The sequence below is a fragment of the Mesorhizobium sp. M0060 genome (assembly GCF_040323155.1).
In the GTDB taxonomy this organism is placed as follows: domain Bacteria; phylum Pseudomonadota; class Alphaproteobacteria; order Rhizobiales; family Rhizobiaceae; genus Mesorhizobium.
In genome coordinates, this window is the sequence record NZ_JAMYUP010000004.1 from 285,007 (window position 1) to 299,203 (window position 14,197).

The 14,197-nt window shown below is 62.4% G+C and carries 10 protein-coding genes and 1 pseudogene; 6 read left to right on the forward strand and 5 right to left on the reverse strand.

All coding sequences use genetic code 11. The features are described from left to right. Positions 1–13: 13 nt before the first annotated feature. Together NKJ94_RS06930 and NKJ94_RS06935 are read right to left on the reverse strand one after the other, a co-directional pair. Positions 14–757 carry an alanyl-tRNA editing protein gene (locus tag NKJ94_RS06930; RefSeq protein WP_352523828.1) on the reverse strand — a complete coding sequence of 248 codons (744 nt, stop codon included), beginning with the start codon at positions 755–757 and terminating at the stop codon, positions 14–16. Then, complete coding sequence (locus NKJ94_RS06935; protein WP_352523829.1) at positions 757–1,791, reverse strand: cysteine synthase A; 1,035 nt, start codon at positions 1,789–1,791, stop codon at positions 757–759. Before NKJ94_RS06935 ends, NKJ94_RS06930 begins: the two co-directional genes overlap by 1 nt. A gap of 215 nt (positions 1,792–2,006) precedes the next feature. Here NKJ94_RS06935 and NKJ94_RS06940 point away from each other — a divergent pair, with 215 nt between their 5' ends. Continuing rightward, positions 2,007–2,828, forward strand: a complete 822-nt coding sequence (locus tag NKJ94_RS06940; RefSeq protein WP_352523830.1) for an SDR family oxidoreductase — start codon at positions 2,007–2,009, stop codon at positions 2,826–2,828. A gap of 8 nt (positions 2,829–2,836) precedes the next feature. Further along, positions 2,837–3,812, forward strand: a pseudogene (locus NKJ94_RS06945) (alpha/beta hydrolase). Positions 3,813–3,914: 102 nt separating this feature from the next. Here NKJ94_RS06945 and NKJ94_RS06950 read toward each other — a convergent pair. After that, positions 3,915–5,315, reverse strand: a complete 1,401-nt coding sequence (locus tag NKJ94_RS06950) for a DEAD/DEAH box helicase (RefSeq protein ID WP_352523832.1) — start codon at positions 5,313–5,315, stop codon at positions 3,915–3,917. 391 nt (positions 5,316–5,706) lie between these two features. Here NKJ94_RS06950 and NKJ94_RS06955 point away from each other — a divergent pair, with 391 nt between their 5' ends. Both NKJ94_RS06955 and NKJ94_RS06960 read left to right on the forward strand, forming a co-directional pair. Next, positions 5,707–7,239: an acyl-CoA carboxylase subunit beta gene (locus NKJ94_RS06955; protein ID WP_352523833.1), complete on the forward strand. Its 1,533-nt coding sequence runs from the start codon at positions 5,707–5,709 to the stop codon at positions 7,237–7,239. A gap of 15 nt (positions 7,240–7,254) precedes the next feature. After that, positions 7,255–8,316 carry a M48 family metallopeptidase gene (locus tag NKJ94_RS06960; protein ID WP_352523835.1) on the forward strand — a complete coding sequence of 354 codons (1,062 nt, stop codon included), beginning with the start codon at positions 7,255–7,257 and terminating at the stop codon, positions 8,314–8,316. Between the two features lie 82 nt (positions 8,317–8,398). On the opposite strand, the gene NKJ94_RS06965 is transcribed toward NKJ94_RS06960, so the two are convergent. Together NKJ94_RS06965 and NKJ94_RS06970 are read right to left on the reverse strand one after the other, a co-directional pair. Continuing rightward, a complete protein-coding gene (locus tag NKJ94_RS06965) occupies positions 8,399–10,402 on the reverse strand; it encodes a hypothetical protein (RefSeq protein ID WP_352523837.1) in 2,004 nt (667 codons plus the stop codon). Further along, positions 10,399–11,928 carry an NAD(P)H-hydrate dehydratase gene (locus tag NKJ94_RS06970; RefSeq protein ID WP_352523839.1) on the reverse strand — a complete coding sequence of 510 codons (1,530 nt, stop codon included), beginning with the start codon at positions 11,926–11,928 and terminating at the stop codon, positions 10,399–10,401. The genes NKJ94_RS06965 and NKJ94_RS06970 overlap by 4 nt, the downstream gene beginning before the upstream one ends. A gap of 359 nt (positions 11,929–12,287) precedes the next feature. Here NKJ94_RS06970 and NKJ94_RS06975 point away from each other — a divergent pair, with 359 nt between their 5' ends. Together NKJ94_RS06975 and glnA are read left to right on the forward strand one after the other, a co-directional pair. Beyond that, complete coding sequence (locus NKJ94_RS06975; protein ID WP_019857988.1) at positions 12,288–12,626, forward strand: P-II family nitrogen regulator; 339 nt, start codon at positions 12,288–12,290, stop codon at positions 12,624–12,626. 54 nt (positions 12,627–12,680) lie between these two features. Next, positions 12,681–14,090, forward strand: coding sequence for a type I glutamate--ammonia ligase (glnA, locus tag NKJ94_RS06980; RefSeq protein WP_352523841.1), 1,410 nt, complete (start codon positions 12,681–12,683; stop codon positions 14,088–14,090). The last annotated feature ends 107 nt before the right edge of the window (positions 14,091–14,197 follow it).

Sequence of the window (14,197 nt, forward strand, 5' to 3'; positions counted from 1 at the left end):
CAGTCCCTATGTATCAGGCCGCCGGCATCGGTCCAAAGCGAATGCGGAAGCGCCGGTTCTCGCGGCCCTTTTTCTCGATCTTGCCGATGTGGATCTCGCCGATTTCACCGGTGCTCTTCACATGGGTGCCGCCGCAAGGCTGGCTGTCGACTGAAGCATTCTCGCCGATGCAGACCAATCGGATCTTTCCCGTGCCGGCCGGCGGCCGCACATTCTTGGATTTCACCAGCCCCGGATTGGATGCCAGCTCCTCGTCGGAGATCAGCCGGGTGAAGATCGGGTGGTCGGCCCGCACCAGTTCCATCAGCCTGGCCGTCACGTCTTCCTTGGTGAAGCCGGCGTCCGGGATGTCGAAATCGACACGGCTGTCCTCCTCGGAAACCGCGGCACCGGTGATCGGGAACGGACAGACGACGGTAAGCAGATGGCAGGCTGAATGCATGCGCATCAGCAATTGCCGCCGCGGCCAGTCGATGGCGAGCTTCACCCGCTCGCCCAGCAGCGGAACCGCCTGCTCGGGCGCCGGCACATGGATGATCTCGTCCTTGGTTTCGCCGGTGATCGTAGCGGCAATCGCGATGCCGGTGCGGTCGGCGCGTTCAAAACTGCCGGTGTCGCCCGGCTGCCCGCCCGATGTGGCGTAAAACACCGTCCGGTCCAGAATGATGCCGCCGCGATCATCGACTGCGACGACAGTGGCGTCGGCCGCCCCCAGATAGGCGTCGTCACGAAATAGCGCTTCGGTCTTGTACGTCATCACGCGACCCTCTCGAACGGCACCGAAATCGTGCTCCGCTGTTCCATCCAGTCCGGCACCGGCAGCTTCTTTTCGCGCAGGAATTCAGGATTGAACAGCTTCGACTGGTAGCGCGTTCCGTAGTCGCAAAGGACGGTCACGATGGTGTGGCCGGGGCCTAGCTCGCGCGCCAGGCGAATGGCGCCGGCAATGTTGATGCCGGTCGAGCCGCCAACGCAAAGCCCCTCCTCCTGGATCAGGTCGAATACGATCGGCAGTGCGTCCTCGTCGGGGATCTGAAAAGCGAAGTCGGGCGTAAAGCCTTGGAGATTGGCGGTGATCCGCCCCTGCCCGATGCCTTCGGTGATCGAACTGCCCTCGGATTTCAGCTCGCCGGTAGTGTAGAAGGAGTAGAGCGCAGCGCCTAGCGGATCGGCCAGCGCGATCTTGACCTGGCTGTTCTTGGCCTTCAGCCCGAAACCGACGCCTGCCAGCGTGCCGCCGGAACCGACCGCCGACACGAAACCATCCACCTTGCCGCCGGTCTGGTTCCAGATTTCTTCGGCGGTGGTGCGGATGTGGCCGTCACGGTTGGCGACATTGTCGAACTGGTTGGCCCAGATCGCGCCGTTCGGCTCGGTCTTCGCCATCTGCTCGGCCAGCCGGCCCGACAGCTTCACATAGTTATTCGGGTTCTTGTAGGGCACGGCGGGCACCTCGATCAGCTCGGCGCCGAGCAGTTTGATCGTATCCTTCTTCTCCTGGCTTTGGGTATCAGGAATGACGATCACGGTTCGATAGCCAAGCGCCTTCGCAACCAGCGTCAATCCGATGCCGGTGTTGCCGGCCGTCCCTTCGACGATGACGCCGCCGGGCCGCAGCAGCCCGCGCTGTTCGGCATCGCGGATGATGAACAGGCCGGCGCGGTCCTTGACCGACTGCCCGGGATTCATGAATTCGGCCTTGCCCAGGATCTCGCAGCCGGTTGCTTCCGAGGCCTTGTTGAGGCGGATCAGGGGCGTGTTGCCGATCGCGTCGATCACAGAACGGGGCATGGAGATTCCTTTGTGGGTGCGGCGAAACCCTAGAAACCCGAAGCTTCGGTTTCAAGGCAAGAATTTGCCTGGTCCAGTCGCATTTCGCACACTGCAATTCCTGCAGCCAGGCGCGGCCGGCCGGCATTCATTTCAACCATGTACCGAAAAGCACTCTTTTCATTCGATTTCTTCACCGCTAGAGCACAGGCTAAGAAGAGCCGGCGGGGCGCAGCATGACACTCTATCGGGCCAATCCGAAACATGGCGTCGCCTGGATTACAGGCGGCAGCAGCGGTATCGGCCGTTCGCTGGCCAAGGATCTTGCCGCTCAGGGCTATGTCGTCGCGGTGACTGCGCCCGATGACCATCCGATCGATACGCTCATCATCGAGACGGCGCAGATGGCGGGCCGTGTCGCAGCCTATCCCTGCGACGTGACCGACGAAAAACGCATGGCAAAGACGGTTGCAGCGATCGAGAAAGATCTCGGTCCGATCGTGTTGGCGGTGTTCAACGCGGGAAGCTATATCGCAACGCCGGGCGAAGACCTTGTCGCGCGCAATTTCCGTCAGTCTTTCGAAGTCAATTATTTCGGCATCATCAATGGCCTGGTGCCGGTCATCGAACGCATGCGCGTACGCTCGCGCGGCCATGTCGTGCTGATCGGTTCGGTCACCGCCTATTTCGGCTGGCCGACCACCGCCGCCTATGGCGGCACCAAGGCGGCAGTCAATATCTTGGCCGAGTCGCTGAGATACGATTTCGACAAGATGAACGTCCGCATCCAGGTGATGAATCCGGGCTTTGTCGACACGCGGTTGACCGAGAAGAACTTCCTGCCGATGCCGGGCCTGATGCCGGTCAATCTGGCTTCGCGCCGCATCGCGCGAGGCATCCAATGCGGAGGCTTCGAAGTCACTTTCCCGCGCCGCCTGAGCTGGACGCTGAAGCTGCTCAGAATACTGCCGAGGCCGTTCTGTCGATGGGTAATCAGCACGGTGACCCGCTGGAAGGCACGGCCGCTGAATTTCGACCGCAAGCCGCCGGTCGAATAGGATCTGTGATGGGGCGACGGATCGTGTTTGCGGTGCTGGGTCTTGTCCTCATCTTCGTCCTGGCCTTGGTGCTTCGTCCGCGCGTCCCGGTCGAAACCGCGATCCGTTTCGATCCGTCAGCAATCGGCGACGATCCGCAGGCCTATCTGGCGCGCCAGGAGGCGGCCGTGCCCGGCATCCGCGACGGGCTGGACAAGGAAATCATCTGGGCCGACCCGATGGTCCACGCCAAGTCGCCACTCGCGATCGTTTTACATCCACGGTTTTTCTGCGTCGAAGGGCGAGGTTCGTCCACTGCCCGACGAGGTGGCCGACCAGCTTGACGCCAATCTTTTCTACACTCGCCTGACGGGACATGGGCAGGACGGAGCCGCGATAGCGCAAGGCAGCGTCAACGCCTGGATCAACGACTATGAGGAAGCGCTCGCCATCGGCCGGGCGATCGGCGACAAGGTGATCGTCATAGCCACCTCGAGCGGCGGTTCGCTGGCAGCGTGGGCCGCGACGCAGCAAGGCGCATCGGACGGTGTCGCGGCGATCGCATTCATCTCGCCGAATTTCGGCGTCAAGGCTTCCGGCGCCGAACTGCTGACCCTACCGTGGGGCAGACAGATCGCCGAGCTCGTCGCCGGCAAGGAGCGCAGCTTCGTGCCGCGCAACGCGCTGCATGAAAGGTTCTGGACCTACCGCTACCCGATCGCTGCGACATTGCCGATGGCGGCGCTGACAGAGCTTGCCTATGGCGCGCCGGTGGAGAACGCGTCCATCCCTGCTCTGTTCATCTTTTCGGATTCGGACAAAATAGTGCGACCGGATCGCACGCGCGAAATAGCCGAGCGCTGGGGCGCCGCACATGAATTGGTGCCGGTCGACGATACCGGCGACCGGGACAACCACGTTATTGCGGGCGACGCGCTGTCGCCGTCGACCACGGGCTTCCTCGCGCAACGGATGGTCGCGTGGGTCGAGGCGGTGGTGAAGTGAACCTAACGCCTCAAACGAAAGGGGCGACCGAAGCATCACTCCGGTCGCCCTCTTTCAGTCGTGAGTGGCCAAGCCAAGCCCGGCCGGCCGCAACGGGCCTGATTATGCAGCGCGCGCTGCCGGCCGCTTGCCGCCGAAGCGGCGCTTGTTGTTGCCCTTGAAGGGCTTGGCGCCTTCCGGCTTGCGCTCGCCCGCAAAGGCCGGCTTGTCGCCGAACCGCTTCTTGCCGAAGCCGTTGTTTGCGCCGCCGGGCCGCCTGCCGTCGCGACGGCCGTTGTGGTCGTTGCGATCGTTGGCCGGTTCGAAGCTGCGCTCGTTCTTCTCGGCGGGATTGCGCTGCGGATCGGGACTGCCGAGATGGTCGGCAACGATCGGCAGCTTGGTGCGGATGATGCGCTCGACCTGGCGCAGCTTGGCGTTTTCCGACGGGTCGCAAAGCGTGATGGCGATGCCGTCCATGCCGTTACGGCCGGTGCGGCCGATGCGGTGGACATAGCTCTCCGCCTCGTCCGGCAGGTCGAAATTCACCACATGGCTGATGCCCGGCACGTCGATGCCGCGCGCCGCAATGTCGGTCGCCACGAGAATGCGCACCGAACCCTCGCGGAAATCGTTGAGCGCCTTCTGGCGGGCATTCTGCGACTTGTTGCCGTGAATCACGGCGGCCTTGAAGCCGTCGCGCTCGAGGTCCTTGGTCACCCTGTCGGCGCCATGCTTGGTGCGCGAAAAGATGATAACGGATTTCATCGCCTCGCCGGCGAGCATCTGGGCCAGCACCTGGCGCTTCTGCTTGGTGCGGGCAAAGACGACGCCCTGCACGATCTCGGCCGCGGCAGTGCTGTGGGGAGCGACTTCGACGCGGATCGGGTTCTTCAGCAGGCCCTTCGCCAGTTCGGCGATTTCGGCCGGCATGGTCGCCGAGAACAACACCGTCTGACGGTCCGGCGCCGTCGCCCTGGCGATGCGCTTGACGTCGTTGATAAAGCCCATGTCGAGCATGCGGTCGCCTTCATCCAGCACCAGCCATTTGGTGTCGGCAAGCACGAGGTCACCTTCACGCACCAGATCGGTCAGTCGGCCGGGCGTTGCGATCAGGATGTCGACGCCAGGGGCAACCTTCTTCACCTGGCTGAAGCGCGAGACGCCGCCGAGCACCAGCGCTGTCGAGACATGCGCGCCCTTGGCGAGCAGCTTGATCATGTCCTCGATCTGCACCGCGAGTTCGCGCGTCGGCGCCAGGATCAGGGCGCGGGCCGTCTTCGGCCGGCGCTTAGTGCCGAGTGCGATGATCTTCGACAGGATCGGCAGCGCGAACGCCGCCGTCTTGCCCGAGCCGGTCTGAGCGATGCCGAAAATGTCGCGGCCTTCGAGCTGCGGCGGGATCGCCTGAGCCTGGATCGGCTTCGGATCGGTGAAGCCGGCGGCATGGGTGGCCTTGAGCAGCGCGCCGGTAATTCCAAGTGCGGCGAAACCGGTCAGTTCCGCTGTGTTTTCATTGGTCAAAATATTCTTCTTTCACGCGGCTCCTGGCCGCAAACGTCGCCGGCGGCAGGGCGCAACCTGCCGTCGAAAATTGTCATGAAACGACAAGGCGGGCGGACGCTATCGTCCACACGGCTGCGCTGTCGTGCCCGCAGGCATCATGCCACGGGGCTTTTTCGCCACCTTGCCGATATGTCGGGAAGAGGGAAAACAGACGCAACCAGTCTCATTCATCCATCGAGAAGGCCGGATTATCCCGGCCCAAGCGCCTATACCGCCGCATATGGCCCAGTTCGCATCGAAATGCAAGGGGCCTGATGCTGCAGCGCAGCAAAGGCCATGAGGAAGCGGCGCTTGCGCTCTCCCGCGGGCATGATTACCACAATCCAGCTTTCCGTTTCGGGGACCGGTCATGAAGAACGTGCTGAAGGAACTCGAGCGCCGCCGCGAGGTCGCCCGCATGGGCGGGGGACAGGCCCGCATCGACGCCCAGCACAAGAAGGGCAAGCTCACGGCCCGTGAGCGCATCGACGTCTTCCTCGACGAAGGCTCGTTCGAGGAATTCGACATGTTTGTCGAGCACCGCTCGACCGATTTCGGCATGGAGAAGACCAAGATCGCCGGCGACGGCGTCGTCACCGGCTGGGGTACCGTCAATGGCCGGCCTGTGTACCTTTTTGCAAAGGACTTTACGGTGTTCGGCGGCTCGCTGTCCGAGGCGCATGCCGAGAAGGTGGTCAAGGTGCAGGAGATGGCGCTGCGCAACCGCGCGCCGATCATCGGCCTCTACGACGCCGGCGGCGCCCGCATCCAGGAAGGCGTGGCGGCGCTCGGCGGCTACGCCGAGATCTTCCAGCGCAATGTTCTGGCCTCCGGCGTCATCCCACAGATTTCGCTGATCATGGGTCCTTGCGCCGGCGGCGACGTCTATTCGCCGGCGATGACCGACTTCATCTTCATGGTCCGTGACACCTCCTACATGTTCGTCACCGGTCCGGATGTGGTGAAGACCGTCACCAACGAGACGGTGACCGCAGAAAGCCTCGGCGGCGCCTCCGTCCACACGACGAAGTCCTCGATCGCCGATGGGGCCTACGACAATGACGTCGAGGCGCTGCTGCAGATGCGCCGGCTGATCGATCTGCTGCCCGCTTCCAACACGGCGGAAATTCCCGAGATCGAATGCTACCAGTCGGTCATCGATCACGATCTGTCGCTCGACCGGCTGATCCCCGACAATGCCAACAAACCCTACGACATTAAGGAGTTGATCCTTAAAGTTGCCGACGAGGGTGACTTCTTCGAGATCCAGCAGAGTTTCGCCAAAAACATCGTCACCGGCTTCGGCCGTGTCGAGGGCCGCACGGTCGGCTTCGTCGCCAACCAGCCGATGGTGCTGGCCGGCGTGCTCGATTCGGATGCCAGCCGCAAGGCGGCGCGATTCGTGCGCTTCTGCGACTGTTTCTCGATCCCGATCGTCACCTTCGTCGACGTTCCCGGTTTCCTGCCGGGCACCGCGCAGGAATATGGCGGGCTGATCAAGCATGGCGCCAAGCTCTTGTTCGCCTATGCGGAAGCGACCGTGCCAAAGATCACCGTCATCACCAGAAAGGCCTATGGCGGCGCCTATGACGTGATGGCCTCAAAGCATCTGCGCGGCGACATGAACTACGCCTGGCCGACGGCGCAGATCGCGGTGATGGGTGCGAGAGGCGCGGTCGAGATCATCTACCGCAAGGATATCGGCGACGCTGAGAAAATCGCAACCCATACAAAGGCTTACGAGGATCGCTTCCTGTCGCCCTTCATTGCCGCCGAGCGCGGCTATGTCGACGAGGTGATCATGCCGCATTCGACCCGCCGGCGCATCGCCCGCGCACTTAGGATGCTGCGCAACAAGGATATGCAGAACCCCTGGAAGAAACACGACAACATCCCGCTGTGATTCTGAATGTCGCGCATGATCATCAGCGCTGGGCGGCGGTTTGGCAGGTTTGCAGTCCTATTTTTCGTTGCCCCGGCTGCCATCATTTTCTGCGTCTGGATGTCCCTGCTCGATAGCCATCCGATCTGGTTCATCGTCAGTGGCTTTGTTGCCATGCCGATCGCGACCACCGCAGCGGCATTCCTGTTCGGCACATTGTTTGCCGGTTTTCGGCGCAGCAAGGTCAAGGGCGTGAGCAGAGCGGAGGCGCCTGGGCTGTGGGCGCTGTGGGAAACGATTGCTGGACGGCGCCGGGCGGCGCGCACGGTCATTACGCTGGAGGACAACCTTAACGCCAGTGTGCGGGAAGAGCGTACGCTGCTCGGACTTCTCGGCAGCCGCTTGTTTTTGACCGTTGGCATTCCCCTCCTCGCCGTGGCCGACGAAAAGGCCCTCGCCGCAATTTTTGCCCATGAAGACGCGCATGTGCGGAACAAGGACACAAATGGCGGTCTCAATCTCGCCGAATTCGAGAACAGTTTCGAATTTGTCTTCGAGTACGCACCTCCAGGAACGACGATCTCAGGCAGCCTCCTTCACGCTGCAATCGGCTGGCTGTCGAAATCTTTTGAACGGGAGGATATCCGGCTATCGCGCGAAGCCGAGATCAAGGCGGATCGTCATGCGGCAGTATCCGGTAACGCTGAACAAGCTGCGCGCGCTCTGTTGCTTGTTGCTGCAGCAGACGCGCACTTCAAGGAAAAGGTATATGACCCTTTGCACCAGGAACTGATGGGAGCGATGCGACCACCACGGCCACCACTCGACCGCCTTCTAGAAATGGCCGGGCAGTTGTCGGAACACACTTACCTGAACGCTTGCGTTCACAGGGCGTGGGAACGTCCAGATGACGAAAGGTCGACGCATCCGTCATGGGCACAGAGGCTGGCGGCACTTGGGTACGGAGAAGCGCCCGACATCCAACCCATAGCCGTCACGGCACTCTCGACGCTGCTGGGCCCGAACGCAGCCGAACGACATATTGCGGAATTCAACAAGACGTGGACTGGGCACATGGAGGACTATCTTCAACGCTAAGGCGGTGTTCGCACATTGGTGTCAGCGGGACCCAAGTGCGGGACGCTTTTTTTGCCGATCGCCGCCACCCGCAACTGACAGCCTATTCCGCTTCCACCGCTCCAAACCCGGCCCCCGTCGTCGCGCGGACAGCACTCGCCCATGGCGTGGCGTGATTGTCGATGCGCATCTGGAAGATAAAATAGGTCGGCGAGCAGAAGCCGATGCCCTTCACCTTGCCGATACCGGGCGTGTCGGGCGGCAGCGACTGGCACATATAATCCTCGTGGCAGAAATGGTCGGCCGAGCAGGCAGGACGATTACCGCGATTGACGGCGCCGCCCAGGCACTGGTCGAAATTATTGGTCGCCACGCAGGTATCGAATTTTTTGCCGCCAACCAACCCGCAAATCTCGTTCGGCATCGGCTTGCCCGTTTTGAAGGCGGTAAAGCTGCGATCCCGGTTGTCGCAGCCGCGATAGGCGATACCCGCCGGCACGCCGATCTTCGGCGGTCGGCAGGTGTAGCTGGTACGCGAAATGCCTGGCGCGAACGCCGCGAACTGGCCGGTGATGGTATAGCGGTCATTGAAAGGCTGTGCCGGGTTACTGGCGATGGACCCCGTTAAACAGGGGTGGCCGGAAAACATGTTTTCGCTATCCTTGGGCAGCAGGCATTGCGCCAGCTTGGTGCGCACGCCGGACGCGGTCGCCAGCGGCGTGCAGACGGTGCCGGCGCCGCATTGCCATGTCGCGCCGAAGCGGGCCGCATCCTGTGGCATCAGGCACGGCATCGCCATTTCGGCCGGCGAATAGGCGATTTCGCCGGCATCGTTCCATGTCGCCGGCGGCGCGAACGACAGCGGGCGGAAGCGGTTCGGTTCCTTGCCGTCGGCAGTCGCGCGCAGCCAGGCGCCGCGGCGCGGGATGTCGGCGTGGAGATGCGGGGAGATGCCGACCTCGATGCGGTTGAGCGGCGAGGTCGTCTTGTCGTCGAGGCCGATGAAATGAAAGCCGGCGGTCGAGCCCGCCTGATGGCAGCCGTGGCAGGCGCCGTTGTCCAGTCGCTCGACCAGCGCCTCGGGCGTGCGCACCAGCTTTAGCGCGGAGTAGTCGATCCCGGCGAAATCCGCGGGCTGGAACAGCGGCGTGAATGGGTGGTTGGCTTGCCTCGCGCTGCCGAAGGTCGACCACGAGACGACCTTCTTTGCCAAGAATTCGTCGGGGATTTGGTAAACGCCGAGATCGACCGTCGCGACATTGGTGCGGACATAGTCCGCAAGTTTTGCTTTCAGCGCGGTGTCTTCGGCAAGGCGTGCCGCATCGGGCGTGTTTTCCAACGGCTTTTCGCTGGCAGCCGCGCCATCGATGCCGAAGATGCGCATGAGATAGGCAGCCTGCCCGCCGAATTCGGTCTCCTGGCCGGAGGGGAAGCGGACCACCTGCGCATTGAGCTCGAGCTGCTTGAAGGTGAGCGCCGACATTTCCAGCGGGCCACCGGCCAGCCAGCCGGCATCGACGCTTTCATCGAGTTGCGGTGTCCAGCGTCCGGCGACGCCGACACAACCGCCGTCGGCATCCGGCGCGGCGCTGTAGACGGCACTGAAATTGAACGGCAGACGCGAGGCCAGAACCTTGCCGTTCTTCTTGAAGCTATAGGCGAGACGATAGACGAAGCGCACTTCGCCGCAACTCTTGTCGCCTTTCAGCGCGGAAAAATCGCGCCGATCGAGCCGATTTACGATGCCGACGAGGCGGAAGCGTGCTGCGTCGGTCTTCAGCCAGCGCATGTCCATGATGCGGCCGACATTGCCGTCGGTCACCTCATAAAGTGGCCGCCCGCCGGCCTTCATCTCGGCCCGCAATGCTGCGACGTCGCTTGCAACCGTTTCGACGATCGCGTGATAGGCCGGCGCCTTGTCGTAAAGCGTCCTCAAATCGCCCTTGCCATCGACGCCGAAAATGCCGGCGAACCCATAGCCTGTGCTATCGAGGGCGGTGAGAACGGCCGGGTCGTCGACGATCGTCAGTGGAGCTTCGGCGCGCGCGGGCTGCGCCATGAATACGGCAATAACGATCGCAACGAGCAGCGCGAACAGGCGGTTCATTCGGCAGCCATCTCGCGACCTTCGATAAGCTCGCGCAGCACCGGCACCAGTGCCACCGGCAGGTCCTCCGCGATCAGCCCCGGTCCGAAACGGCTGCCGGCCTCGGCATGGATCCAGACTGCCGCACAGGCCGCTTCGAAGGCCGGCATGCCCTGCGCCAGCAGCGCGGCAATGATGCCCGACAGCACGTCGCCCGAACCGGCGGTGGCCAGCCAAGGCGCGCCATTGCTGTTAATCGCTGCCCGGCCATCGGGGGCCGCAATCACAGTGTCGGCACCTTTGTAGACGAGAGTGGCGCTGGCCCGTTCGGCTGCGGCGCGTGCCTTGGCGAGTTTGGACAGGTCCTTGTCCCCGGCGATATCTGGAAAAAGCCTGGCGAATTCGCCGTCATGCGGCGTCATCACCAGAGCCGGCGTATTCGGTCGACGGGCGGCTTCGAACAGGGCATCCGGCGCGTCGCGAAACGAGGTGACGCCGTCGGCGTCGAGCACCAGCCCGTCGATCCCGCTGTCCTGCCCACGGGCGCCGCCGAGCACGGCCAGGGCAAAATCGCGCGTTTTCTCCCCGATGCCAAATCCCGGGCCGAGAACGAAGGCCGATGGCCGGCGGCTGCCGACGAATTCGTCCACATCCGCGACGGTGTCTACCTTGCGCAGCATGATCGAGGTCAGATGCGCCGCGTTCACCTGCATGGCGTTCGCCGGTGACAGCAAGGTGACGGCCCCTGCCCCGCTCCTGGCCGCGGCTAATGCCGACAACCGCGCAGCACCCGTCGCTGACGGCTCGCCGGAAAAGACGCCGACATGGCCGCGTTTATACTTATGGGCGTCGACGGCCGGAACCGGAAGGCCGCCAAGCCAGAGCGCCGGAATGTTCTCGAATGTCCGCGGTTGAAGCTGCGCAACGATGCTGTTGTTTATGCCGATATCGGCGACCACGATGTCGCCGCACAGCTCGCGGCCCGGAAACAGCAGGTGACCAGGCTTTTTTCGCGCAAAGGTCACGGTGGTTCGGGCGCGGAAGGCCTGGCCGAGGACATTGCCGCTCTCACCGGCAACGCCCGACGGCAGGTCGACCGCTACAACCGGCAAGTTCAGCTCCGCAGCAATCTCGATCGCCTTGGCGGCGTCGCCGGACAGCGGTTTGGACAGCCCCGCCCCGTAAAGCGCGTCGACCACGATCGAGCCCGTCTTAGCAACGAAATCAGACAGCGGTCCAGCCTCGACCGGGCACTCCGAAGCAGCGAGTGCTGCATCGCTGCCGTCTGTGGGCGATCCGGACGCCCATAAAGAGACGTCGACGGCGCTCTCCCGAAGGATGCGGGCCACGACATAGCCGTCGCCGCCATTGTTGCCGGGGCCGCAAAGCACGTGGACGCGTGTTGCGTTCGAGTAGCGCTTGAGCACTACGGCAGCAACCGCAGCGCCGGCATTGCGCATCAGCCCGATGCCGTCGAATGGACCAGCGGCAATCGCCAGCTGGTCGGCCTCGGCCATTTCGGACGGAGACAGAAGTTCGTTGCTCATGCGGGCGACATGCACATCATCTCCCGAAGCATTGTCCAGTTTTTGATCCGAAGCAAACAGCGAAGGCTACGAAGCACTCCGGCAGCGCTCGGAACGACGAGTTCGCAATTCCATGGCTGCCCATGAAATATCCGATCTGCTCAATTTTTGTGCGGACGGCGGGAGCGGCGGTGTGTAGGCTCGCGGCATTCATGGCGCATCCAATGCAGCGAATGACGCGAATGTACATTCCCGCGTGGCATGCTATCCAAATCATGTGAGGCTGCCCGGCACCGCATCAACTGGCACAGTTCGTGCTTGATTGAGGCGCAAGCGGGGCTCACAACCCGTCTTTTTTGGCAGTGGAGGCCACTTTTTACATGAAAAAGATCGAAGCGATCATCAAGCCGTTCAAGCTAGACGAAGTGAAGGAAGCGCTTCAGGAGGCCGGGCTGCAAGGCATCACCGTCACCGAAGCCAAGGGCTTTGGCCGCCAGAAGGGCCACACCGAACTTTATCGCGGCGCCGAATATGTCGTCGACTTCCTGCCGAAGGTGAAAATCGAGGTCGTGCTCGGCGACGATGCGGTCGAAGCCGCGATCGAGGCCATCCGCAAGGCCGCCCAGACCGGCCGCATCGGCGACGGCAAGATCTTCGTCTCCAACATCGAGGAGGTGGTGCGTATCCGGACCGGCGAAACCGGCATGGACGCCGTCTGAATTTTCCCGTTAAAAGGCCATGTTCAAAACGTCATCACATAGGGAAGCAGGGACATGACGACAGCCAAAGACATCATGAAGCAGATCAAGGACAACGACGTGAAGTTCGTCGATCTGCGCTTCACCGATCCGAAGGGCAAACTGCAGCACGTAACGATGGATGTCGTCGAGGTCGAGGAAGACATGTTTGCCGATGGCGTCATGTTCGACGGTTCCTCGATCGCCGGCTGGAAGGCGATCAACGAGTCCGACATGGTGCTGATGCCCGACCCTGACACGGTGCATATGGACCCGTTCTTCGCGCAGTCGACCATGGTCATCCTGTGCGACATTCTCGATCCGATCTCGGGGGAATCCTACAACCGCGATCCGCGCGGCACCGCCAAGAAAGCCGAGGCCTACATGAAGGCCGAAGGCATCGGTGACCAGATCTTCGTCGGCCCGGAAGCTGAGTTCTTCGTGTTCGACGACGTCAAGTACAAGGCCGACCCCTACAACACCGGCTTCAAGCTCGATTCCACCGAACTGCCGTCCAATGACGACACCGATTACGAGACCGGAAATCTCGGCCACCGGCCGCGCATCAAGGGCGGCTATTTCCCGGTGCCGCCGATCGATTCGGCACAGGACATGCGCTCGGAAATGCTGACCGTGCTCGCCGAAATGGGCGTGCGGGTCGAAAAGCACCACCACGAAGTGGCCGCCGCCCAGCATGAGCTCGGCATCAAGTTCGACACGCTGGTCCGCAACGCCGACAAGATGCTGATCTACAAATATGTCGTGCACCAGGTCGCCAATGCGTACGGCAAGACCGCCACCTTCATGCCGAAGCCGGTGTTCGGCGACAATGGCTCGGGCATGCATGTCCACCAGTCGATCTGGAAGGAAGGCAAGCCGACCTTCGCCGGCAACGAATATGCCGGCCTGTCGGAAAGCTGCCTGTTCTATATCGGCGGCATCATCAAGCATGCCAAGGCGATCAACGCTTTCACCAACCCGCTGACCAACTCCTACAAGCGCCTGGTGCCCGGCTATGAAGCGCCGGTGCTGCTCGCCTATTCGGCACGCAACCGCTCGGCCTCCTGCCGCATTCCGTTTGGCTCATCGCCGAAATCCAAGCGCGTCGAGGTCCGCTTCCCCGATCCGGGTGCCAACCCCTATCTCGCCTTCGCCGCCATGCTGATGGCCGGCCTCGACGGAATCAAGAACAAGATCCACCCGGGACAGCCGATGGACAAGGATCTCTACGACCTGCCGCCGAAGGAATTGAAGAAGATCCCGACCGTCTGCGGTTCGCTGCGCGAGGCTTTGCAGAGCCTCGACAAGGACCGCGGCTTCCTTAAGGCCGGCGGCGTCTTCGACGACGACCAGATCGACTCCTATATCGAGCTCAAGATGGCCGAGGTGATGCGCTTCGAAATGACCCCGCATCCGGTCGAATACGATATGTATTATTCGGTGTGATCCGGCTTTCAATTACCCACATCGTCGGCGGGGCCTATTGCCGCGTATGAATCTGCCGTGATTCTGTCTGTGACGCCGAATCACGGAGGCGTCACGGATGCGAGACA